This is a genomic window from Curtobacterium sp. NPDC089991 (genome assembly GCF_044748425.1).
Taxonomy (GTDB): domain Bacteria; phylum Actinomycetota; class Actinomycetes; order Actinomycetales; family Microbacteriaceae; genus Curtobacterium.
Window position 1 is genome coordinate 795,210 of record NZ_JBIVGB010000001.1, and the last position, 21,092, is coordinate 816,301.

General features: G+C 71.6%; 19 protein-coding genes. 1 reads left to right on the forward strand and 18 read right to left on the reverse strand.

The features are described from left to right. Nucleotides 1-18: 18 nt before the first annotated feature. The 15 genes from gltB to ACIPV1_RS03880 form a co-directional block, all read right to left on the reverse strand. The gene (gltB, locus tag ACIPV1_RS03810; protein ID WP_123938111.1) at nucleotides 19-4,536 is read right to left on the reverse strand and encodes a glutamate synthase large subunit; all 4,518 of its coding nucleotides are present in this window, start codon (nucleotides 4,534-4,536) and stop codon (nucleotides 19-21) included. Between the two features lie 202 nt (nucleotides 4,537-4,738). Continuing rightward, complete coding sequence (lgt, locus tag ACIPV1_RS03815) at nucleotides 4,739-5,737, reverse strand: prolipoprotein diacylglyceryl transferase (RefSeq protein WP_123294331.1); 999 nt, start codon at nucleotides 5,735-5,737, stop codon at nucleotides 4,739-4,741. Between the two features lie 98 nt (nucleotides 5,738-5,835). Then, on the reverse strand, nucleotides 5,836-6,630 hold the full coding sequence (gene trpA / locus ACIPV1_RS03820) for a tryptophan synthase subunit alpha (RefSeq protein ID WP_402725781.1): 795 nt from the start codon (nucleotides 6,628-6,630) through the stop codon (nucleotides 5,836-5,838). Then, entirely contained in the window at nucleotides 6,627-7,841 is a 1,215-nt protein-coding gene (trpB, locus tag ACIPV1_RS03825) for a tryptophan synthase subunit beta (protein WP_123294329.1), read from the reverse strand. The genes trpA and trpB overlap by 4 nt, the downstream gene beginning before the upstream one ends. 64 nt (nucleotides 7,842-7,905) lie before the next feature. After that, nucleotides 7,906-8,691, reverse strand: coding sequence for an indole-3-glycerol phosphate synthase TrpC (gene trpC / locus ACIPV1_RS03830; RefSeq protein WP_123339898.1), 786 nt, complete (start codon nucleotides 8,689-8,691; stop codon nucleotides 7,906-7,908). A gap of 16 nt (nucleotides 8,692-8,707) precedes the next feature. Next, the gene (locus ACIPV1_RS03835) at nucleotides 8,708-8,947 is read right to left on the reverse strand and encodes an HGxxPAAW family protein (RefSeq protein WP_159571188.1); all 240 of its coding nucleotides are present in this window, start codon (nucleotides 8,945-8,947) and stop codon (nucleotides 8,708-8,710) included. Further along, nucleotides 8,944-9,609, reverse strand: coding sequence for a Trp biosynthesis-associated membrane protein (locus ACIPV1_RS03840; RefSeq protein ID WP_123339700.1), 666 nt, complete (start codon nucleotides 9,607-9,609; stop codon nucleotides 8,944-8,946). Before ACIPV1_RS03840 ends, ACIPV1_RS03835 begins: the two co-directional genes overlap by 4 nt. After that, nucleotides 9,606-11,150 (reverse strand): anthranilate synthase component I, encoded by a 1,545-nt coding sequence (locus tag ACIPV1_RS03845; RefSeq protein WP_123294327.1) that lies wholly within the window; start codon nucleotides 11,148-11,150, stop codon nucleotides 9,606-9,608. The genes ACIPV1_RS03840 and ACIPV1_RS03845 overlap by 4 nt, the downstream gene beginning before the upstream one ends. Then, nucleotides 11,147-11,545, reverse strand: coding sequence for a phosphoribosyl-AMP cyclohydrolase (hisI, locus tag ACIPV1_RS03850; protein ID WP_123937803.1), 399 nt, complete (start codon nucleotides 11,543-11,545; stop codon nucleotides 11,147-11,149). Before hisI ends, ACIPV1_RS03845 begins: the two co-directional genes overlap by 4 nt. 43 nt (nucleotides 11,546-11,588) lie before the next feature. Continuing rightward, nucleotides 11,589-12,374, reverse strand: coding sequence for an imidazole glycerol phosphate synthase subunit HisF (gene hisF / locus ACIPV1_RS03855; RefSeq protein WP_243692450.1), 786 nt, complete (start codon nucleotides 12,372-12,374; stop codon nucleotides 11,589-11,591). Next, nucleotides 12,371-13,210 (reverse strand): ATP phosphoribosyltransferase, encoded by an 840-nt coding sequence (gene hisG / locus ACIPV1_RS03860; protein ID WP_111083926.1) that lies wholly within the window; start codon nucleotides 13,208-13,210, stop codon nucleotides 12,371-12,373. The genes hisF and hisG overlap by 4 nt, the downstream gene beginning before the upstream one ends. A 70-nt stretch (nucleotides 13,211-13,280) precedes the next feature. Next, on the reverse strand, nucleotides 13,281-13,544 hold the full coding sequence (locus ACIPV1_RS03865) for a phosphoribosyl-ATP diphosphatase (protein WP_111084162.1): 264 nt from the start codon (nucleotides 13,542-13,544) through the stop codon (nucleotides 13,281-13,283). Between the two features lie 59 nt (nucleotides 13,545-13,603). Next, nucleotides 13,604-14,263 carry a ribulose-phosphate 3-epimerase gene (gene rpe / locus ACIPV1_RS03870; RefSeq protein ID WP_123937802.1) on the reverse strand — a complete coding sequence of 220 codons (660 nt, stop codon included), beginning with the start codon at nucleotides 14,261-14,263 and terminating at the stop codon, nucleotides 13,604-13,606. A gap of 44 nt (nucleotides 14,264-14,307) precedes the next feature. Further along, the gene (locus ACIPV1_RS03875; protein WP_402725782.1) at nucleotides 14,308-15,888 is read right to left on the reverse strand and encodes an RsmB/NOP family class I SAM-dependent RNA methyltransferase; all 1,581 of its coding nucleotides are present in this window, start codon (nucleotides 15,886-15,888) and stop codon (nucleotides 14,308-14,310) included. Further along, entirely contained in the window at nucleotides 15,885-16,820 is a 936-nt protein-coding gene (locus tag ACIPV1_RS03880) for a methionyl-tRNA formyltransferase (protein ID WP_402725783.1), read from the reverse strand. Before ACIPV1_RS03880 ends, ACIPV1_RS03875 begins: the two co-directional genes overlap by 4 nt. 96 nt (nucleotides 16,821-16,916) lie before the next feature. Between ACIPV1_RS03880 and ACIPV1_RS03885 the strand changes: the two genes are divergently transcribed. Beyond that, nucleotides 16,917-17,372 (forward strand): DUF4383 domain-containing protein, encoded by a 456-nt coding sequence (locus ACIPV1_RS03885; protein ID WP_205462496.1) that lies wholly within the window; start codon nucleotides 16,917-16,919, stop codon nucleotides 17,370-17,372. Between the two features lie 209 nt (nucleotides 17,373-17,581). Here ACIPV1_RS03885 and ACIPV1_RS03890 read toward each other — a convergent pair whose 3' ends face one another. The 3 genes from ACIPV1_RS03890 to rpoZ are packed head-to-tail and all read right to left on the reverse strand — an operon-like array spanning nucleotide 17,582 to nucleotide 21,077. Next, a complete protein-coding gene (locus ACIPV1_RS03890; RefSeq protein WP_123937799.1) occupies nucleotides 17,582-19,588 on the reverse strand; it encodes a primosomal protein N' in 2,007 nt (668 codons plus the stop codon). An 8-nt stretch (nucleotides 19,589-19,596) separates the two neighbouring features. Then, complete coding sequence (metK, locus tag ACIPV1_RS03895) at nucleotides 19,597-20,808, reverse strand: methionine adenosyltransferase (RefSeq protein WP_111083919.1); 1,212 nt, start codon at nucleotides 20,806-20,808, stop codon at nucleotides 19,597-19,599. A gap of 5 nt (nucleotides 20,809-20,813) precedes the next feature. Beyond that, the gene (gene rpoZ / locus ACIPV1_RS03900) at nucleotides 20,814-21,077 is read right to left on the reverse strand and encodes a DNA-directed RNA polymerase subunit omega (protein ID WP_114849971.1); all 264 of its coding nucleotides are present in this window, start codon (nucleotides 21,075-21,077) and stop codon (nucleotides 20,814-20,816) included. Nucleotides 21,078-21,092 lie beyond the last annotated feature (15 nt).

A 21,092-nucleotide genomic window follows, 5' to 3' on the forward strand; every position in this document is an offset into this window, starting at 1 on the left:
TCCGGACGTGCGTGACGCTCAGCCACCGGTCACCTCCATGATTCTGTTCCAGACGACGTCGCCGTCGGGGTCGAGCCCCTCGTCGACGGCGCGCTGACGGGTCTCGAGCACCGCCGCGTAGTCACGCGGCAGCACCTTGACGAAGTCGCTCAGGTCGCCGGACTCGAGCAGGTCGGACGCGAGCGTCGAACCGGTCTCCTCGGCGTGCCGGGTGAGCAGGTCGGTGACGATCTCGACGTCGGCGCTGTCGAGCGCCTCGAGTCGGAGTTCACCGGTCGCGAGGGCGTCGGTGTTGACGTGCTCCTCGCGCAGACCACGGACGTACGCGGTGCCGCCGGACATGCCGGCCCCGAGGTTCCGACCGGTCTCGCCCAGGATGAGCGCGAGCCCGCCCGTCATGTACTCGAGCGCGTGGTCGCCAACGCCCTCGACCACCGCGGTCGCCCCCGAGTTGCGCACCAGGAAGCGCTCGCCCACGATGCCACGGATGAACATGCTGCCCTGGGTCGCGCCGTAGCCGATCACGTTGCCGGCGATGACGTTCTCCGCCGGGTCGAAGCCCGAACCGGCGTCCGGCCGCACGATGATCTCGCCACCGGACAGGCCCTTGCCGACGTAGTCGTTGCTGTCGCCGATGAGGCGCAGGGTGATGCCGGCGGGCATGAACGCGCCGAGCGACTGTCCGGCGGAGCCGCGCAGCGTGACGTCGATCGAGCCGCTGGGCAGCCCGTGCTCGCCGTGCCGTTTGGTGACCTCGTGGCCGAGCATCGTGCCGACCGCGCGTTCGGTGTTGCGGATGGGCAGGTCGAGCGCGATCGAGCCGCCGTGGTCGAGCACGTCGGCGGTCTGCTGGATCAGCCCCACGTCGAAGTGCTGCTCGAGCTCGTGGTCCTGCTCGCGCTGGTGGCGACGCGGCTCGGCGTCCTCGAAGTGCGGACCCGCGAGGACCGGTGCGAGGTCGAGCCCTGACGCCTTCCAGTGCTCGAGGGCACGGTCGACGTCGAGGGCGTCGGACCGGCCGATCGCCTCGTCGAGGGTGCGGAAGCCGAGCTCGGCGAGGAGCTCGCGCACTTCCTGCGCGATGAACTCGAAGAAGTTCACGACGAACTCGGGCTTGCCGGAGAAGCGCTTGCGGAGCTCGGGGTTCTGCGTCGCGACCCCCACCGGACACGTGTCCAGGTGGCACACGCGCATCAGGATGCAGCCCTCGACGACGAGCGGAGCGGTGGCGAAGCCGTACTCCTCGGCGCCGAGCAGGGCTGCCACGACGACGTCGCGCCCGGTCTTCATCTGACCGTCGACCTGCACGACGACGCGGTCGCGCATGCCGTTCAGCATGAGCGTCTGCTGCGTCTCGGCGAGGCCGATCTCCCACGGGGTGCCGGCGTGCTTGAGCGAGTTGAGCGGGGACGCGCCCGTGCCACCGTCGTGTCCGGACACGAGCACCACGTCGGCCAGCGCCTTCGTCACACCGGCCGCGACCGCGCCGATGCCGGACTGGCTCACGAGCTTCACGTGGACGCGTGCGGCAGGGTTGGCGCGCTTCACGTCGAAGATCAGCTGCTTGAGGTCCTCGATCGAGTAGATGTCGTGGTGCGGCGGCGGCGAGATGAGGCCGACGCCGGCGGTGGCGTGCCGGGTGCGGGCGACCCACGGGTACACCTTCTGCGGGGGCAGCTGGCCGCCCTCGCCGGGCTTCGCACCCTGCGCCATCTTCAGCTGGATGTCGGTGGCGTGGGTGAGGTACATGCTCGTCACGCCGAACCGCCCGGAGGCGACCTGCTTGATCGCGCTGCGGCGCTCGGGGTCGAGCAACCGGTCGACGTCCTCGCCGCCCTCCCCCGTGTTCGAGCGGCCACCGAGGCGGTTCATCGCGATCGCGAGCGTCTCGTGGGCTTCCTTCGAGATGGAGCCGTACGACATCGCGCCCGTGTTGAAGCGCTTGACGATCGACTCGATCGACTCGACCTCGTCGAGCGCGACGGGCTTCCGCGCCCCGTGCTTGAAGCGGAACAGCCCGCGCAGCGTCATGAGCTCCTCGGACTGGTCGTCCACGGCGCTCGAGTACTCACGGAAGATGTCGTACCGGCGGGCACGGGTGGCGTGCTGCAGCCGGAAGACGGTGTCCGGGTTGAACAGGTGCGGGGGGCCTTCGCGACGCCACTGGTACTCGCCGCCGGTCTGCAGTCGCTCGTGCGACAGGACCGCGCCGTCCTGCGGGTACGCCTGGGCGTGCCGCTCGGCGTTCTCCTTCGCGATGACGTCGATGTCGACCCCGCCGAGGATCGACGACGTGCCGGTGAAGTACTTGTCGACGAACTCCTGGCTGAGCCCCACGGCTTCGAACGCCTGGGCACCGGCGTAGCTCGAGACCGTCGAGATGCCCATCTTCGACATGATCTTCAGGACGCCCTTGCCGAGCGCCTTGATCACGTTCTTGACGGCCTGCTCCGGGGTGATCCCGGTGATCATGCCGGCACGGACCAGGTTCTCGCAGGTCTCCATCGCGAGGTACGGGTTGATCGCCGACGCGCCGTACCCGATGAGGGACGCCACGTGGTGGACCTCGCGCACGTCGCCGGCCTCGACGATCAGGCCGACCTTCATGCGCTGCTCGGTGCGGATCAGGTGGTGGTGCACGGCGGCGAGCAGCAACAGGCTCGGCACGGGCGCCTGCTCGGCGTTGCCGTCGCGGTCCGACAGCACGATGAACTGCTTGCCCGACTCGATCGCGGCGTCGACCTCGTCGCACACGGCGGCGATGCGCTTCTGCATCGCCTTCTTGCCGGCGTCGACGCGGTACAGGCCCTTGATCGTGACCGTCAGGTGCCGGCCCGACTCCGTCTCGAAGTGCTGCACCTTGGCGAGCTGGTCGTTGTCGATCACCGGGAAGTCGAGCGTGATCTGCTTCGCGTGCTCGGGACCGGCCGACAGCAGGTTGCGCTCCGGACCGAGGCCCATGCCCATCGAGGTGATGACCTGCTCGCGGATCGAGTCGAGCGGCGGGTTCGTCACCTGGGCGAACTGCTGGGTGAAGTAGTCGAACAGCAGCCGGGGGCGCTGCGAGAGCACCGCGATCGGGGTGTCGGACCCCATCGCACCGAGCGGCTCCGCGCCCACCTGCGCCATCGGGCGGAGCAGGATGCGGACCTCTTCTTCGGTGTACCCGAACGCACGCTGCCGACGGGTGACCGATGCCGGGGTGTGCACGATGTGCTCGCGGTCGGGCAGGTCGTTCAGGTTGATGCGGCCCTCGTCGAGCCATTCGCCCCACGGGCCGGAGGACGCCAGGCCCTGCTTGACCTCGTCGTCCTCGATGATGCGGCCGGCCTCGGTGTCCACCAGGAACATCCGGCCGGGGCGCAGACGGCCCTTGCGGACGACCTTCGCGGCGGGCACGTCGATGACACCGGTCTCCGACCCCATGACGATGAGCCCGTCGTCGGTGACGAGGAAGCGCCCGGGACGCAGCCCGTTGCGGTCGAGGGTCGCGCCGACGAGCGAGCCGTCGGTGAAGGTGATGGCGGCTGGACCGTCCCACGGCTCCATGAGCATCGAGTGGTACTCGTAGAACGCCCGCAGCTCCGGGTCCATCCCGACCTGGTTCTCCCAGGCCTCCGGCACCATCATCGACACCGCGTGCGGCAGCGTCCGGCCGGTCAGGGTCAGGAGCTCGAGGACCTCGTCGAACGACGCCGAGTCGCTCGCACCGGGGCTGACGATCGGCAGCAGCGGCGCCACATCGCCGAGCAGTTCGCTCTCGAGCTGCGACTGGCGTGCGCGCATCCAGTTGCGGTTGCCGCGCACCGTGTTGATCTCACCGTTGTGCGCGATCGTTCGGAAGGGCTGCGCGAGCGGCCACGACGGGAACGTGTTGGTCGAGTAGCGCGAGTGCACGATCGCGAGCTTCGACGCGAAGCGCTCGTCGCTGAGGTCCGGGTAGAACGGCTCGAGCTGCAGCGTCGTGACCATGCCCTTGTAGACCATGGTGCGGCTCGACAGCGACATGAAGTACAGGTCGTTCGCGTGCTCGGCGCGCTTGCGCAGCCGGTAGGTCTGGCGGTCCAGGGCGATGCCGCTCCACGAGGCGCCGTGCACGTCGTGGCGCACCGAGGCGACGAACAGCTGCTCGAACGCCGGCATCGCCGCACGCGCCAGGGTGCCGAGCACCTCGGGGCGCACCGGGACCTCGCGCCAGCCGAGGACCTTCAGGCCCTCTTCGCGCGCCAGTCGTTCGACGGCGCCCTTGACGGCGTGCCGGTCGCCCTCGTCGGTCGGCAGGTAGGCCGTGCCGACCGCGTACTCCCCCGCCGCCGGCAGGTCGAACGGCGCCACGGCGCGCAGGAACTCGTCCGGCACCTGGCACAGGATGCCCGCGCCGTCGCCCGTGCCGGCGTCCGAACCGACGGCACCGCGGTGCTCGAGGTTGCGGAGGGCGCCGAGTGCAGCGTCGACGATGTCGTGGCCGGGCGTCCCGCGCAGCGTCGCGACCATCGCGAGACCGCAGGCGTCCTTCTCGTTCGCCGGGTCGTACATGCCGGTGGCGTCGGGGACCGCCGAGAACCGACGGTGCGGCGGCACGAGGGACTTCGGTGCCGAGGGCTGGAGTGGCTGGAGCGCCATGGGGGAACCGTCCTCACGAGGAAGTGGAACAGGGACAGCGGTGGCCCGGTGGTGCGTTCCGCCCAGACGGGCGGGACTGGTGCCCGTGCCCCGCTTGTGGCGGGGAGGAGTGCTCCTAGGCGCGGTCAGTGGGAGTCGTGACCGCTCCGGAGCCCTGGGCGACGAGGCGTTCGTCGTCGTCCTCGTGCTCCGAGAAGGTGTCGTCGGAGTCTACATCGGACTTCGGACGCGGCTCGCGACCGGGCAGGTACGGGCTCGGCTCCTTGCCGGTGTGCCGACGGGTCTGCACGATGAAGATGACGATGCCGAGCAGGATGGCCGCGAACGACATCCAGACGTTCGTGCGGATGCCCGCGAAGGTCTCGCTGGTGTCGACGCGGATCGACTCGAGGAAGGACCGGCCGACGCCGTACCAGATCAGGTACAGGGCGAGGACCTTGCCCCACTGCAGCGTGAACTTGCGGTCGAGCAGCAGGATGACGACGACGCCCAGGACGTTCCAGATGATCTCGTAGAGGAACGTCGGGTGGAACAGCGTGCCCTCGGGCAGGCCCTTCGGGAACGCGGCGTTCGTCGACTCGATCTGCAGGCCCCACGGCAGGCTGGTCGGCATGCCGAAGAGCTCGTGGTTGAAGTAGTTGCCGAGCCGACCGAAGGCCTGTGCGAGCAGCACCCCGGGCACGACGGCGTCGATGAACGACGTGAACCGCAGGCCGACCTGGCGGCAGCCGATCCAGGCACCGACGGACCCGAGGATCAGGGCGCCGAAGATCGCGAGCCCGCCCTCCCAGATGTACAGGAAGGACAGCGGGTCGATGCCGGGGCCGAAGTAGTCCGACACGTGCGTGAACACGTGGAAGAGCCGGCCGCCGATGATGCCGGCGGGCACCGCCCAGATCGCGATGTCGATGATGATCCAACGCTCGACGCCGCGCGCGTTGAGGCGGCGGTTCGCGAGCAGGACCGCGGCGACGATCCCGAGCAGGATGCAGATCGCGTACGCGTGGATGCGGAAGTCGAGCGGCAGCGACCAACCGAACACGTCGCGCAGCCAGGCGGTCAGGTCGAAGTACTGCCAGGCGGTGCTCGGGCTCGGGATGCTCAGGAGGGGCATGGAGGAACGGTCGCCTTTCGGAACTGACGGGGCGCGGTGTCGACGTGTCGTCGGCCCCGCTCACTGTAGCGCGGGTCGTGGGCCCGCCAGGAACTGGACTAGGAGCGGCGGGCGCCGGTGGTGAGGTCGGCCGCGCGGTCGGCGACCCCCTGCACCCCGAGGTCGGCCAGTGCGCGGACGAACGCCGAGCCGACGATCGCGCCGTCGGCGTACTCCAGGACCTCGGCGACCTGCTCGGCCGTCGAGATGCCGAGGCCCACGCAGGTGCGCGCGACGCCGGCGTCACGGAGCCGCGACACCACGGTGCGTGCAGCGACGTCGACGCCGGCCCGTGCTCCGGTGACGCCCATCGTCGAGACGGCGTAAACGAACCCGCGGCTCGCCTGCACCGTCTGCTGCATCCGGGAGTCGGACGAGGACGGTGCCGCGAGGAACACGCGGTCCAGGCCGGTCCGCTCCGACGAGGCCATCCACTCGGCGGCTTCGTCCGGGATCAGGTCGGGCGTGATGAGGCCCGCGGCTCCGGCGGCGACGAGGTCGTCGGCGAAGCGGTCCACGCCGTAGCGGAGCACAGGGTTCCAGTACGTCATCACGAGCACCGGCACGTCGGCGCGCTCGGTGATCTGGTGCACGGCATCGAAGACCTGCGCGACCCGGAAGCCGTTCGCCAGGCTCTCCTCGGCCGCACGCTGGATGACCGGACCGTCCATGACGGGGTCGGAGTACGGCAGGCCGAGCTCGATGACGTCCACGCCGTTCTCGGCGAGGGCGACGGCAGCGTCGACGCTGGTCTGCACGTCGGGGTACCCGGCGGGCAGGTAGCCGACGACGGCCCCGGCACGCTCGGCGTTGGCGGTGTCGATCGTCGTGGCGACGGTCTGGTTCGTGGTCACAGCTGCACCGCGTTCTCGTCGAGGATGCCGAAGTAGCGACTGGCGGACGCCACGTCCTTGTCGCCACGGCCGGACAGGTTCACGAGCACGACGCCCTCGGGGCCGAGCTCCTTGCCGAGCTTCATCGCACCCGCGAGCGCGTGCGCCGACTCGATCGCCGGGATGATGCCCTCGGTCTGGCTGAGCAGCCGGAACGCCTCCATCGCCTCGGTGTCGGTGATCGGCGCGTACTGTGCGCGACCGATCGACGCCAGGTAGGCGTGCTCCGGCCCGACGCTCGGGTAGTCGAGCCCGGCGGAGATGCTGTGGCTCTCGATGGTCTGGCCGTCCTCGTCCTGCATGAGGTAGGACTTCGCGCCCTGCAGGACGCCTTCGCGACCGAGCGTGATGCTCGCGGCGTGCCGACCGGTCTCCACGCCGTCGCCACCGGCCTCGAAGCCGTGCAGCGCGACGGACTCGTCGTCGAGGAACGCCTCGAAGATGCCCATCGCGTTCGAGCCGCCACCGACGCACGCGGCGACGGCGTCGGGGAGACGCCCGACGCGGTCGAGGACCTGCTGGCGGGCCTCTTCACCGATCACCTTGTGGAACTCGCGCACCATCTCGGGGAACGGGTGCGGGCCGGCGACCGTGCCGAGCAGGTAGTGGGTCGAGTCGACGTTCGCCACCCAGTCGCGGAGGGCCTCGTTGATGGCGTCCTTCAGCGTGCGCGATCCGGTCTCGACCGGGATCACCTCGGCGCCGAGCAGGCGCATCCGGGCGACGTTGAGCGCCTGCCGTTCGGTGTCGACGGCACCCATGTACACGACGCAGTCCATGCCGAACAGCGCAGCCGCGGTCGCCGTGGCCACGCCGTGCTGGCCGGCACCGGTCTCCGCGATGAGGCGGGTCTTGCCGAGCCGACGGGCCACGAGCGCCTGACCGAGCACGTTGTTGATCTTGTGCGACCCGGTGTGGTTCAGGTCCTCGCGCTTCAGGATCACGCGGGCACCACCGGCGTGCTTCGCGAACCGCGGCACCTCGGTGATGATCGACGGACGACCGGTGTAGTCGCGCTGGAGCTCGTCGAGCTCGGCACGGAAGGCCGGGTCCGCCCAGGCCGTGCGGAAGGCGGCCTCGAGCTCGTCGAGCGCGAGGACGAGCGACTCGGGGACGAAGCGTCCGCCGAAGTCACCGAAGTACGGGCCGTGCAGGTCGCGGAGTGAGGTCACGATGGGTCTTCCCGGGACGTGTCCGACGCGACCGGCGGTGCCGGTGGTCGGACGGGTGGAACGTTCAGCCGCGGTCGGCGGCCTCGATGAACGACGCGAGGGTGGCGGCGGGGTCTGCACCCGTGACGAGCGCTTCCCCGACCAGGACGACGTCGGCACCCGCTGCGCGGTAGTGGGCGACGTCGGCGGGACCGGCGACGGCGGACTCGGCGACGCGCACGACCCCGTCGGGGATGCGGTCGGCGAGCGACCCGAACAGGTCGCGGTCGAGCGAGAAGTCGGTGAGGTCGCGCGCGTTGACGCCGAGGATCCGCGCACCGGCGTCGAGGCCACGGGAGACCTCGTCGGCGGAGTGCGCCTCGACCAGCACGCGCATGCCGAGTTCTTCGGCCAGCGTGTGGAGCTCGACCAGCTGCTGCTGCTCGAGCGCGGCCACGATGAGCAGCACGACGTCGGCGCCGGCGGCCCGGGCCTCGACGACCTGGTACGGGTCGGCGATGAAGTCCTTGCGCAGCACGGGGATGCCCACGCGGGCTTTGACGGCTTCGAGGTCGGCGAGACTGCCGAGGAACTTGCGCCCCTCGGTCAGGACGCTGATCGTCGACGCGCCACCGCGCTCGTAGTCGGCTGCGAGTGCGGCCGGGTCCTCGATGGGGGCCATCGAGCCACGGGACGGGCTGGCGCGCTTGACCTCGGCGAGGATCTTCACCCGGTCGCCCGGGGCGAGGAACGCGAGGGCGTCGAGCGGCGACGCCACCCGGTCGAGGTCGCGTTCGACGTCCGAGTACGGGCGGTCGACGCGACGGGCGGCGGCGTCCTCGAGCGCGCCCGCGACGAGGGTCTCGAGCACGTTCGGCATGCGAGTCCTACTCGGCGTGGTGCTTGGCGACGTACTTCGGGCCGTTCACGCCGTAACCGGCCTTCGCCATGACCGCGCCGATGACCAGACCGATGACGACGACGGCAGCGGAGACCCAGACGCCCCACGGCTGGTCGAACCAGAAGAACAGCGTGCCTGCCGCGAATCCGATCAGCATGATCACGACGGCGGTCCAGGCGGCCGGCGAGTGGCCTTCGCCGAGTTCTGCGGGCTCAGTGTTGCTCACGGTGCTCCTCGTTCTGCTCCGGCGTCGTCGGTCGACCGACGCCCATCCGATCCTACCGTGCCGTCGGTCGGGTCGACCCCAGCACTGAGGTCGTCCCAGTCCACGACGGCGTCGCGCACGACCGGGGCTGCGGCGCGGGCGTCGGCGGCGGCTCCCGCGGTCGCCGCGCCGTACTTCCGGCTCGGACCGGGCCACGCACGCTGCACCACGATGACGACGACACCGAGCAGGACGGCCAGGACCCCACCGGCGATGCCGACGGCCGGCCAGAGCGACACGTCGACGCCGGACACGACGCGGCGCACGGCGGTCAGGTCGCTGACCCCGGCCACCGCGCCGACGGCACCCTTCGCCGCGGCGACCGGGTCACCGAGTGCGGTGATGCCGCTGACCACGACGCCGAGTCCGAGCAGGATCTCGACGCACGCGAGCACGATGCGCAGCACCCGGCCGGCGATGGTCATCGCGAGGAACAGGGCCAGGCTCGCGATCGCCAGGGCGGTGTACTGCGGCACGACCGCGGCCCCGTCGGCGTCGACCGTCGAGGTGACTGCCGCACCGGCGTGCAGGTCCACGGTGAACCAGGTCTGCGTCCACGCGAGCATTATGATGCCGGCGACGAGCAGTCCGGCGACGACGACGATCGGGCGCGAGCGCTTCACGAGCGCACCTCGCGCATCCGGTTCGCCGTGGCCACGGCCCGCAGGGGTGCCGCCGCCTTGTTGATGGTCTCCTCGTGCTCGGTGGCCGGGTCGGAGTCCGCCACCAGGCCGGCACCGGCCTGCACCCGTGCCACGCCGTCCTTGATCAGGGCGGTGCGGATCGCGATCGCGATGTCCGCGTCACCGGCGAAGTCGAAGTAGCCGACGACACCGGCGTAGGCACCGCGCTTCGCCGGCTCGAGCTCGTCGATGATCTCCAGCGCGCGGGGCTTCGGCGCACCGGACAGGGTGCCGGCCGGGAACGTCGCCCGGAACACGTCGATGGCGGACATCCCCGGACGCACCGCACCCTCGACGCTCGACACCAGGTGCATGATGTGACTGAAGCGCTCGACCGTCATGAACTCGGTGACCGCGACGGTACCGGGCTCGCAGACCTTCTGCAGGTCGTTGCGGGCCAGGTCGACGAGCATCAGGTGCTCGGCGCGTTCCTTCGGGTCGTCGAGCAGGTCGTCGCCGAAGCGGACGTCCTCTTCCGGGGTCGCACCACGTGGACGCGACCCGGCGATCGGGTGCGTGATGGCGCGGCCGGACTGCACCTTCACCAGGGCCTCCGGCGAGGCGCCGACGATCCAGTACCGCTCGTCGGCGGTGTCCGCCAGGGCCAGGAAGTACATGTACGGACTCGGGTTCAACGTCCGGAGGACCCGGTACACGTCGAGCGGGTCGGCGGTCACCTCGTGGTCGAAGCGCTGCGAGATCACGACCTGGAACACGTCGCCGTCGCGGATGAACTCCTTCGAGCGCTCCACCGCGGCCATGTACTCGTCCGGCGTGGAACGGTGCGTCGGCGTCGGCTCGGCGATCTCGAACGCCTCGGCGACGGTCGCGACGCTCGGCTGGACGAGGTCGGCCTGCAGGCGGTCGAGGCGGCGCTGCGCGTCGGACCAGAGCGTGTCGGCGTCGTCGGTGCCGTCGTTCAGCACGCTCGCGACGAGCAGGACGAGCCCCGTGCGGTGGTCGAGCGCGACGAGCTCGGAGACGAAGGACAGTGCCTGTCCGGGCACGTCGAAGTCGGCCGGCGGCACGTTCGGCAGGTGCTCGAGCTGGCGCACGGCCTCCCACCCGATGAACCCGACCGTCCCGCCGACGAGCGGCGGGGAGCCGGGCACCCGCGGGGTGGCCCAGCGCTCGTGCAGGCGTGCCAGGACCTCGAGCGGTTCGCCGTCGAGTGAGCCGACCGCACGTTCGGCGTCGATGCCGGTGTCGATCCAGGCGGCGCGGTCGCCCTCCTGCGTGAGGACGCCGAAGCTGCGCACACCGACGAACGACCAGCGCGACCAGAGGCCGCCCTGGCCCGCGGACTCCAGCAGGAACGACCCGGGCCGGCCGTCGGCGAGCTTCCGGTAGACACCCACCGGCGTCTCGCTGTCGGCGTAGAGCGCGCGCACCACCGGGACGACGCGGTGGTCGCTCAGCAGCGCGTCGAACTCCGGCCGGGAGGTCGTGTGCGGCGCATCGGAGATCGTCGCGGTCGTCATCGGGTCGCCTCCACTGCCGTGTCGGCCGGGGCTGACGCCGTCGTGGGCGCGAGCGGATCGACGTCGAAGCAGCGGTGCGCCCCGGTGTGGCACGCGGCACCGACCTGCTGCACGGTGACGAGCAGGGTGTCGGCGTCGCAGTCGAACGCCGCGTCGCGCACGTACTGCGCGTGCCCCGACGTGTCGCCCTTCCGCCAGTACTCGTTCCGCGACCGCGACCAGAAGGTCACGCGCCCCTCGGTGAGGGTGCGGCGGAGCGCTTCCCGGTCCATGTACCCGAGCATGAGGACGTCCTTCGACGACTCCTCTTGCACGATGGCGGGGAGCAGCCCGTCCGCACCGAAACGTGCGCGGTCGAGGACCGCGTCGGTGTCGGTGCTGGTGCTGTCGGTCATGAGACTCCTAGCCTACGGCGGCGGATCAGCGGGCGGCGGCGGTTCAGCGGACGGCGTGGCCGGTCGCGCGCAGCGCGGCCTTGACGTCGCCCACCGTCATCTCGCCACGGTGGAAGACGGACGCGGCGAGGAGGGCATCCGCACCCGCGTCGACAGCGGGGGCGAAGTGGTCGACCCGACCCGCGCCTCCCGAGGCGATGACCGGGACCCGCGCGACCGACCGCACCGCGGCGACGAGCTCGAGGTCGAACCCGTTCTTCGTGCCGTCCGCGTCGATGGAGTTGACGAGCAGCTCCCCCGCACCCCGCTCGACGGCGTCGCGCGCCCAGGCGATCGCGTCGATGTCGGTCTCCGTGCGGCCGCCGTGCGTGGTGACCACGAAGCCGGACGCAGTCCGGTCGGAGCGCTTGACGTCGAGCGACAGCACCACGGCCTGCGCGCCGAACCGGTCGGCGATCTCGCCGACGAGGTCGGGCCGGGCGATCGCGGCGCTGTTCACGCCGATCTTGTCCGCGCCGCACTGCTGCAGGCGGGACACGTCGTCGACGGAACGGACGCCGCCACCGACCGTGAGCGGGATGAACACCTGCTCGGCGGTGCGGGTGACCGTGTCGTACATCGTGGCGCGGTTCTCGACCGTGGCACCGACGTCGAGGAAGGTCAGCTCGTCAGCGCCCTGCTCGTAGTAGCGCGCGGCGAGCTCGACCGGGTCACCGGCGTCCTGCAGATCGAGGAAGTTCACGCCCTTGACGACCCGGCCGCCCTTGACGTCGAGGCACGGGATGACGCGGACGGCCACGCCGCCCGGCGCCGTGGCTGCCGCGGTCACAGCCGGGCCGCGTGGATCGGGCTGACGAGGATGGCGCGGGCACCGAGGTCGTACAGGGCGTCCATGATGAGGTTCGCGTCGTCGCGCGGGATCATCACGCGCACCGCGGACCAGTCACGGCCGTGCAGCGGCGAGACCGTCGGCGACTCGATGCCGGACGCGACTGCCGTCGCCTGCTCGAGCAGCGCGGTGGGGATGTCGTAGTCGAGCATGACGTAGCCGCGGGCGACGAGCACGCCCTGCAGCCGACGGCGGAGCACGTCGATGCCCGGGATCGTCTCGTCGGTCGACACCAGCAGCGCGGTCGACTCGAGGATGACCGGACCGAAGATCTCGAGGCCGGCCTGCCGCAGCGTGCTGCCCGTCGACACCACGTCGGCCACGGCGTCGGCGACACCGAGACGCACGGCGCTCTCGACGGCCCCGTCGAGCTTGACGAGCGTCGCCGTCACCCCGTGGCGAGCGAGGAAGTCGCCGACCAGGCCCGGGTAGCTCGTCGCGACCCGGACGCCGTCGAGGTCCTGCAGCGTGCTGTACCGGCCCGGCGTGCCGGCGAACCGGAACGTGGAGTCCGCGAAGCCGAGCGCGTCGACCTCGTGCGCCTCGGAACCGGAGTCGAGCAGCAGGTCGCGGCCGGTGATCCCGACGTCGAGTGCGCCGGAGCCGACGTAGGTCGCGATGTCCCGCGGGCGGAGGAAGAAGAACTCGACGCCGTTGCGCTCGTCGAGCAGGTGCAGCGCCTTCGGGTCGCGGCGACCGGCGTACCCGGCCTCGCGCAGCATGTCGGACGCGGTCTCGGACAGGGAACCCTTGTTGGGCACGGCGATGCGGAGCATCAGGGGGTCTGCTTTCTGGTCGGGGTCGTGGCGGATCGAGGTCGGTGCACGGGCAGTGCCCGAGCGCGCCCTACAGATGTCGCCAGATGTCCGCCGGGGACAGCCCCTTCGCCACCATGAGGACCTGCAGGTGGTACACGAGCTGCGAGATCTCCTCCGAGGTGCGCTCGTCGCCCTCGTACTCGGCCGCCATCCAGACCTCGGCCGCTTCTTCCACGATCTTCTTGCCGATCTGGTGCACGCCGGCGTCCAGTTCGGCGACGGTGCCGGAGCCCTCGGGGCGCGTGCGCGCCTTCTCGGTGAGCTCCTGGAACAGGTCGTCGAACGTCTTCACGCGGTCCAGGCTACCGGTCTCCGCTGACGCTGCCGACGTACCGTCCGGACGGGTCGCGCTCATGCCCGCGCCCGCGCGGCCGCTTCGCGCAGGTCCGTGATCCGCGCGGCGGGCTCACCGCCGTACACGGCCGACCCGGCGACGAGCGTGTCGGCGCCGCTGCGCACGGCCTCGGGCACGGTGTCCACCGAGATGCCGCCGTCGACCTCGAGCCACACGTCGAGTCCCGAGGCGTCGACCGCCGCACGGGCGTCGGCGAGCTTCGGCATCACGGACGGCATGAACGACTGCCCGCCGAAGCCGGGCTCGACGGTCATGAGCAGGATCATGTCGTAGGCGTCGAGGTGGTGCAGCACCTGCGTGATCGGGGTGGCCGGCTTCACCGCGACGGCCGCGCGGGCGCCGTTCGAGCGGATCGCGGCGGCCGTGGCCACGGGGTCGTCCGCGGCCTCGAAGTGGAACGTCACGCTCGACGCACCGGTCTCGGCGTACTTCGGTGCGTTGACGTCGGCGTCGGTGATCATGAGGTGCACGTCGAGCGGCACCGGGGAGACCTGCTGCAGGCGCTCGACGATCGGCAGCCCGAGCGTCAGGTTCGGCACGAAGTGGTTGTCCATCACGTCGACGTGCACCAGGTCGGCGGTCTCGATGCGGTGGAGTTCACGCTCGAGGTTCGCGAAGTCGGCGGACAGGATGCTCGGCGAGATGCGGATCGTCACCGGGCAAGCCTACCGGCGCGAGCGCGACGCCCCGCTCGACGGCCTCAGCCGACGCGACGGAACAACGCGATGAACATCGCGTCCGTGCCGACTCGGTGCGGCCAGAGCTGCGCCGTGTTGCCGTCCGCGATCTCCGGGTCGCGCGCGGCGACCCCCCGGACGATCGTCGCGGTGTCGAGCTGCTCGAGGACTCCCCCGTGCCGCTCCATCAGCGCGTCGACCTGGCCACGCGTCTCGGCCAGGTGCGGCGAACACGTCACGTACGCGAGCGTCCCACCCGGTGCCAGCACCCGGACCGCGGCGTCGAGCAGCTCGGTCTGCAGCACCGCGAGTTCCTGGACGTCCTCGGGGGTCTTCCGCCAGCGCGCTTCCGGACGCCGACGCAGGGCGCCGAGGCCGGTGCACGGCGCGTCGAGCAGGATGCGGTCGAAGGTCATCCCGGTGCCGTCGCGGCCGTAGCGCCGGGCGTCGCCCTCGACGACGCGGACGTGGTCGCCGAACACCCCGAGGGCGTTCCGCACGAGTCCGGCACGTGCCGGCACGAGCTCGTTCGCGACGAGGGTCGCGCCGCCCTGCTGCGCCTCGGCGGCGAGCAGCGCGGCCTTGCCGCCGGGACCGGCGCACATGTCGAGCCAGCGCTCGCCCGCGCGCACCTCGGACGACCGGCTCAGCGCGAGGGCGGCGAGCTGCGAACCCTCGTCCTGCACGCGCAGGCGCCCGGCAGCGACGCCCGGTACGCGCGCGGGGTCACCGGAGATGCCCCGGATCCCGACGGGCGAGACCGGCAGGGCGTCGGCGGCCGGCACGGGGTCGGCGGTCCGGACGGGAGGCACGGTGCCGGTCGCGCCGTCGGCCTCCGGTTCGCCGTCGGCGGGCACCAGGGCCGCGGGCACGTCCGCCGCGCCGGTCGCGTCGGCGAACGCGGCATCGGCGTCGGCGTCGTCGTCTGCGTCCGGCACCGTGCGCGCCGTCGCGGTGGCGATGTCCTCGTCGGTGGCGAGCCCGGGCAGCGCCGCGAGCTGCACCCGGGGCGCGGCGTTGTCGGCGGCGAGCAGGGCGGCGAGCTCGTCGCGGGAGCGTTCGGCGGCGAGGGCGTCGCGCAGTGCCGAGACGACCCAGACCGGGTGCGACCACCGCGTGGCGAGCAGGGCGTCGCCACCACGGCCCTCGGTGATCTGCGCGTCCCACTCGTCGTCGGTGCGCGCGGCGATCTTGCGCATCACGGCGTTCACGAAGCCGGTGGCACGGCGGGCACCGACTTCGCGGGCGAGCTCGACCGTGGCGTCGACCGCGGCGTGCGTCGGGGTGCGCATGGCGAGCAGCTGGTGGGCGCCGAGCCGCATCACGTCGAGGACGTCGGCCTCGATGTTCTCCGGCCGACGACCCGACGCCAGCGCGATGATGACGTCGTAGCGACCGAGCATCCGGATCGAGCCGTAGGTGAGCTCGGTGGCGAACGCGGCGTCGCGCGCGGTGAGGCCGGCGCGACGGATGCGTGTCGGCAGCAGCAGGTTCGCGTACGCGTCGTCGACCTGCACGGCGCGGAGCACGTCGAACGCGACACGACGGGCGTTCGCGGGACGGGGACCGCGGCGGGCGCCCCGGGTGTTCGTCGGCTGGCTCATGCGAGGACCTTCCCGTCCAGTTCGCCCAGGCCACGGGCCCAGGCAGCGGCGTCCATCGCCTTCTTGCCGGCCGGCTGCACTTCGAGCAGCGCCAGCGGAGTGTCACCGGTCCCGACCAGCAGCCGACCGCCGTGGAGTGCCAGCGCACCGGGCTCGAGCTGCGGGGCGGGGTCCGCGGGGCCTCCTGTCAGGCGGTTGCTGCGGAGCAGCTTCACGCGGGTCTCGCCGAGGTGGGCGTACGCGCCGGGCTCGGGGGTGACCCCGCGCAGACGGGCGTGCACGACCGCCGCCGGAGCACCGAAGTCGATGCGCCCGTCGTCGATGGTCGTCTTCGGCGCGAGCGTCGGCTCGCCGGTCTGCTCGGTCGCGACGGCCGTGCCGGCGGCGATGGCGTCGACCACCCGGGCGACGGTCTCGGCGCCGGACTCCGCCATGGCGGCGAGGACCTCGCCGGCGGTGGCCTCCGGGTCGATCTCGAACCGGTCCGCTGCGAACACCGGGCCGGCGTCGAGCGCCTCGACGAGCTGGAAGACCGACGCGGCGGTGCGGGTGTCCCCCGCCATCACGGCCCGCTGGACCGGCGCCGCGCCGCGGTACGCCGGCAGGTCGGAGAAGTGCAGGTTCACCCAGCCGAGGCGCGGGGCGTCGAGCGCGGGACGGCGGAGCAACGCGCCGTAGGCGACGATGACACCGAGGTCGACGTCGAGCGCAGCGATGCGCGCGGTGACGTCGTCGTCGACGCGGCTCGCCTCGATGACGGGCAGCCCGAGCTCCGCGGCGACCTGCGCGACCGGCGTCGGCGTCAGCACGCGCTTCCGGCCCTGCGGTGTCGGCGGACGTGTGAGGACCGCGGCGATCTCGTGGTCGGACGCCGCCAGACGGCGGAGGGTGGGGACGGCCGCAGCGGGGCTGCCGGCGACGACGAGACGCATGGGTTCGATCCTCCCACGCGCGCGCTCGGTGGACTGACCCGAACCGGGCCCGCGCCGGGTGGGTACGGTCTGCGGCACAGCACGAGAGGGGTTCCCATGTCCGACGTCACCACGTCCACCGACCGCTTCGCAGGGTCCAGCATCCAGAAGGTCGCGCTGCTCGTCGGCGTCGTGTTCCTGCTCGTCGGGATCGCCGGGTTCGTGCCCGGGCTGACGTCCGGCTCGCTCGCGGGTGCCGGCCACGGATCGATGGCGATGCTGCTCGGGGTCTTCCAGGTGTCGGTGCTGCACAACATCGTGCACCTGCTGTTCGGGGTCGTCGGGGTGCTCGCGGCGGGGTACGCCACCGGCTCGCGGATGTACCTGGTGCTCGGCGGGGTCGTCTACTTCGTGCTCTGGGTCTACGGGCTGTTCACCGCGGGGCACTCGTTCGGTGCGAACTTCGTGCCGCTGAACTGGGCGGACAACTGGCTGCACCTCGTGCTCGCGGTCGGGATGGTCGCGCTCGGCGTGGTGTTCCCGCGCGTCGGCGGGCGGGCCGTGCGCGCCTGACGCTGCGGCGCGGCGGACTCGTTTCGCGACAAACCACTCGTCGATCGACGGGTGGATAGTCGGAAGGTGCACACGCATCGGTTGCGTGCGCATCGGCCGACAGAACACGAGGTGATCGACGCGTGGAACGTCGCAAGGTGCGAACGCACACGGCCCGGGAGGCGCGGCGCCGCTCCGCCACGGAAGCCCCGCCCCGCCGGCCGGTGCGGTCAGACCTCGCTGAAGGGTTCGGCGTCGTCGAGCCGGACCCGCAGCGTCGGTGCCGCCCGACGCCGGTTGCCGCCCTTCAGCACCCGCCGGGTCGACGACCGCCGGATCACCTCGGCCTTCAGGGTCGCCGCGACCTCGGCACCGTGCGCGTACGGGAACCGCACGATCGCCCGGACCGTGCCCGGCAGGGCGTCGTCCTCGACGGGGACCGGGCCGAGCACCGGGCCCGCGGTTGCACCCTCGAGGGCCTCGACCGCAGCGGTGACGGCCTCGTCGGTGCCGGTCATCGTCGCGACGCGGACCGCCGGCGGGAAGTGCAGTTCGCGCCGGTCGGTGAGTTCGTCGTGCGCGGGACCGTCGAGCCGCCAGAGCGCCATCGCCGTCGCGAGCTTGCCGCCGATGCCGACCAGGTACGCCTCGGCCCCGGGAGCGCCCTTCGCGGCGGCGTTCGTCCAGAACCGGAGCACGTCCTCCTGCACGCGCAGTCCTTCGCGCGCCAGCATCTTCTCGCCGTCGAGCAACAGCACGCACGCGTAGCCTCCGGGCACGCTCGGCTCGGCGCCACGGGTCGCGACGACGACGGAGGGCCTCGCGGGCACCTCGTCGAGCGGGCGTGAGCCGTCGGCCACCACGATCCGGGTGCCGGGGAACGCCCGCCCGAGTTCGTCGGCGGTGCGTTGAGCGCCCTGTCCCACGGGCTTCACGGTGCCGTTGCCGCACGTCGGGCAGCGGAACCCCACGGCGAGGGCACCGCAGAACCGGCACTGCGGCGTGGCACCGCGGTGCGGACTGCCGAGCGGACCGCCGCAGATCCGGCAGTGCGCCCGCTCACCGCACTCCGCGCAGACGAGCCCGGTGCCGAACCCGGGGCTCGCGACCTGCACGAGCACCGGGCCGTGCTGGCTGGCCTCGCGCGCGGCACGCCAGGCGGAGCTCGGGATGCGCGCCTGTGCGGCGTACCCCTCGGCCGAGGTCTGCTGCACGGTGGGGATGACCTTCGGGGTCTTCACCCGGAACGGCGTGACGTCCTGCAGCCAGTGCAGTTCGACGAGCCGCTGCACGTCGGTGCTGCGGGCGTGCGAGACGAACAGCAGTGCGGCGCCCGACTGCGCAGCCCGCACGAGGGCGACGTCACGCGTGTGCACGTACGGCGCGCGCTGCTCGATGAACGAGGCGTCGCCGTCGTCCCACATCGCGATGAGCCCGAGGTCGGTCGCCGGTGCGTACACCGCCGTCCGGTTGCCGATCGCGACGACGGGGTGCGTCCGCGCCTGCAGCAGTGCCTTGGCCCGCTGACCGTTCGTCTGCTTGGCGTCGAAGCGCACGACCCGTTCCGGCGGCAGCACCGCGAGCAGCGCGCGCTCGAGGTCGATCACGTCGCGGAAGTCGGGGACGGCGATGACGGCGGACTGCTCGCTCGCCAGCGTGTGGGCGGCGGCCTGGGCGAGGGTGGCTGCCCAACCGGGCACCCAGATCGGATCGGAGTCGCCGTCGCCCTCGTCGCTGGTGGGCCCGGCCAGCGCCACCGGGTGTGGAACGGCAGCGACCGCAGCGCGATCGTGCTCGGCGATCACGCCTTCGAGCATGCCCGGGGTGTAGCCGGTCACCGGCGGTGCGGACACCGGGGGCGGGGACCACGAGGTGTCCCGCGCGAGCCAGGCCTTCTCGGCGCGGACCTGGCGGGTCGGCACGGCCAGGCGGAGGACGTCCGACGCCACACCGGCGGCGCGGTCGGCCACGGCGCGGGCGAGCTTCCAGATCTCCGGCGCCAGGACCGGGACGGGTGACACCAGGGTCTCGATCGCGCTGAGTTCACCCGGGTAGTCGCCCTCGTCGACGATCTCGACGACGTAGCCGTCGGACATCCGGGCCCCGGTGCGGAGCGGGACCTTCACACGGACCCCCGGCACGCAGTCGTCCTCGAGCTCGGCCGGCACCCGGTAGTCGAACAGACGGTCCAACTGCGGGAGCGGCGAGTCGAGGACGACGCGCGCGACGGTGGTCACGCGGTGCCTCAGACGGCGGCGGTGACGAGCCCTGCGGCGGCGCGGAGTTCCTCGACGCGGTCGAGCTGCTCCCAGGTGAACCCGGGGAGCTCGCGGCCGAAGTGTCCGTACGTCGCGGTCTGCGCGTAGATCGGACGGAGCAGGTCGAGGTCGCGGATGATCGCGGCCGGACGCAGGTCGAAGACCTGGCGGATCGCGGCTTCGATCGTGGCGTCATCGACGTGTCCGGTGCCGAAGGTCTCGACGTAGAGCCCGACGGGCTTCGCGCGGCCGATCGCGTAGGCGACCTGCACCTCGAGCCGGTCAGCGAGGCCCGCGGCGACCGCGTTCTTCGCGACCCAGCGCAGCGCGTACGCCGCCGAGCGGTCGACCTTCGACGGGTCCTTGCCGCTGAACGCGCCGCCACCGTGACGGGAGGCCCCGCCGTAGGTGTCGACGATGACCTTGCGGCCGGTGAGCCCGGCGTCGCCCTGGGGGCCACCGATCTCGAAGCGACCCGTCGGGTTGACGATGACGTCGACGTGCGAGGAGTCGAGGTCGACGAGGTCGAGCACCGGACGGATCACGTGCTCGGTGATCTCGGCGGTGAGCTGCTCCAGCGTGACGCTCGGCGAGTGCTGCGTCGACAGGACGACGGTCTCGACGGTCTTCGGCACGACGCCGTCGTACCCGACGGTGACCTGCGTCTTACCGTCCGGGCGCAGGAAGGCCAGCTCGCCGGACTTGCGCACGGCGGCCAGACGCTCGGCTAGGCGGTGCGCCAGCCAGATCGCGACCGGCATGTACTCGGGGGTCTCGTTCGTCGCGAAGCCGAACATGATGCCCTGGTCGCCGGCACCCTGACGGTCGAGCGGGTCGACCGCGCCGGTGCGGGAGTCGAGCGACTCGTCGACGCCCTGCGCGATGTCCGGCGACTGCGCACCGATCGACACCTCGACGCCGCACGTGGCGCCGTCGAAGGAGACGTCCGACGAGTTGTAGCCGATGCCCGTGATGACGTCACGGACGAGCTTGGGGATCTCGACGTAGCCCGAGGTCGTGACCTCGCCGGCGACGTGCACGAGCCCGGTCGTCACCATCGTCTCGACGGCGACCCGCGCGTGCGGGTCCACCGTGAGCAGTGCGTCGAGGATGCTGTCCGAGATCTGGTCGCAGATCTTGTCGGGGTGCCCCTCGGTCACCGACTCGGACGTGAAGAGGCGCAGAGCAGCTGCAGTCACCGGGATCAGTCGGAGGGCTGCTGCTGCTTGGTGACGGTGAGCTTGTCCTCGTTGATCTCGTGGAGAGCCACGGACAGCGGCTTGTCGTCGATCGTCGAGTCGACGAGCGGGCCGACGTTGTCGAAGAGCGAGCCCTCGTGCAGGTCGGCGTAGTAGTCGTTGATCTGACGCGCGCGCTTGGAAGCGAAGATGACGAGCGCGTACTTCGACTCGACCTTGCTGAGCAGGTCGTCGATGGGCGGGTCGATGATGCCCTGGGGGTTGGCCATGGAGTCTCCTCGTCG

What these genes read in the sequence shown, in the direction of transcription:
- gltB (WP_123938111.1), bottom strand. Translation starts at nt 4,536, where the DNA reads ATGTACGACCCGGCGAACGAGAAGGACGCCTGCGGTCTCGCGATGGTC.
- lgt (WP_123294331.1), bottom strand. Translation starts at nt 5,737, where the DNA reads ATGCCCCTCCTGAGCATCCCGAGCCCGAGCACCGCCTGGCAGTACTTC.
- ACIPV1_RS03845 (WP_123294327.1), bottom strand. Translation starts at nt 11,150, where the DNA reads ATGACGACCGCGACGATCTCCGATGCGCCGCACACGACCTCCCGGCCG.
- hisI (WP_123937803.1), bottom strand. Translation starts at nt 11,545, where the DNA reads ATGACCGACAGCACCAGCACCGACACCGACGCGGTCCTCGACCGCGCA.
- hisG (WP_111083926.1), bottom strand. Translation starts at nt 13,210, where the DNA reads ATGCTCCGCATCGCCGTGCCCAACAAGGGTTCCCTGTCCGAGACCGCG.
- ACIPV1_RS03875 (WP_402725782.1), bottom strand. Translation starts at nt 15,888, where the DNA reads ATGAGCCAGCCGACGAACACCCGGGGCGCCCGCCGCGGTCCCCGTCCC.
- ACIPV1_RS03880 (WP_402725783.1), bottom strand. Translation starts at nt 16,820, where the DNA reads ATGCGTCTCGTCGTCGCCGGCAGCCCCGCTGCGGCCGTCCCCACCCTC.
- ACIPV1_RS03885 (WP_205462496.1), top strand. Translation starts at nt 16,917, where the DNA reads ATGTCCGACGTCACCACGTCCACCGACCGCTTCGCAGGGTCCAGCATC.
- rpoZ (WP_114849971.1), bottom strand. Translation starts at nt 21,077, where the DNA reads ATGGCCAACCCCCAGGGCATCATCGACCCGCCCATCGACGACCTGCTC.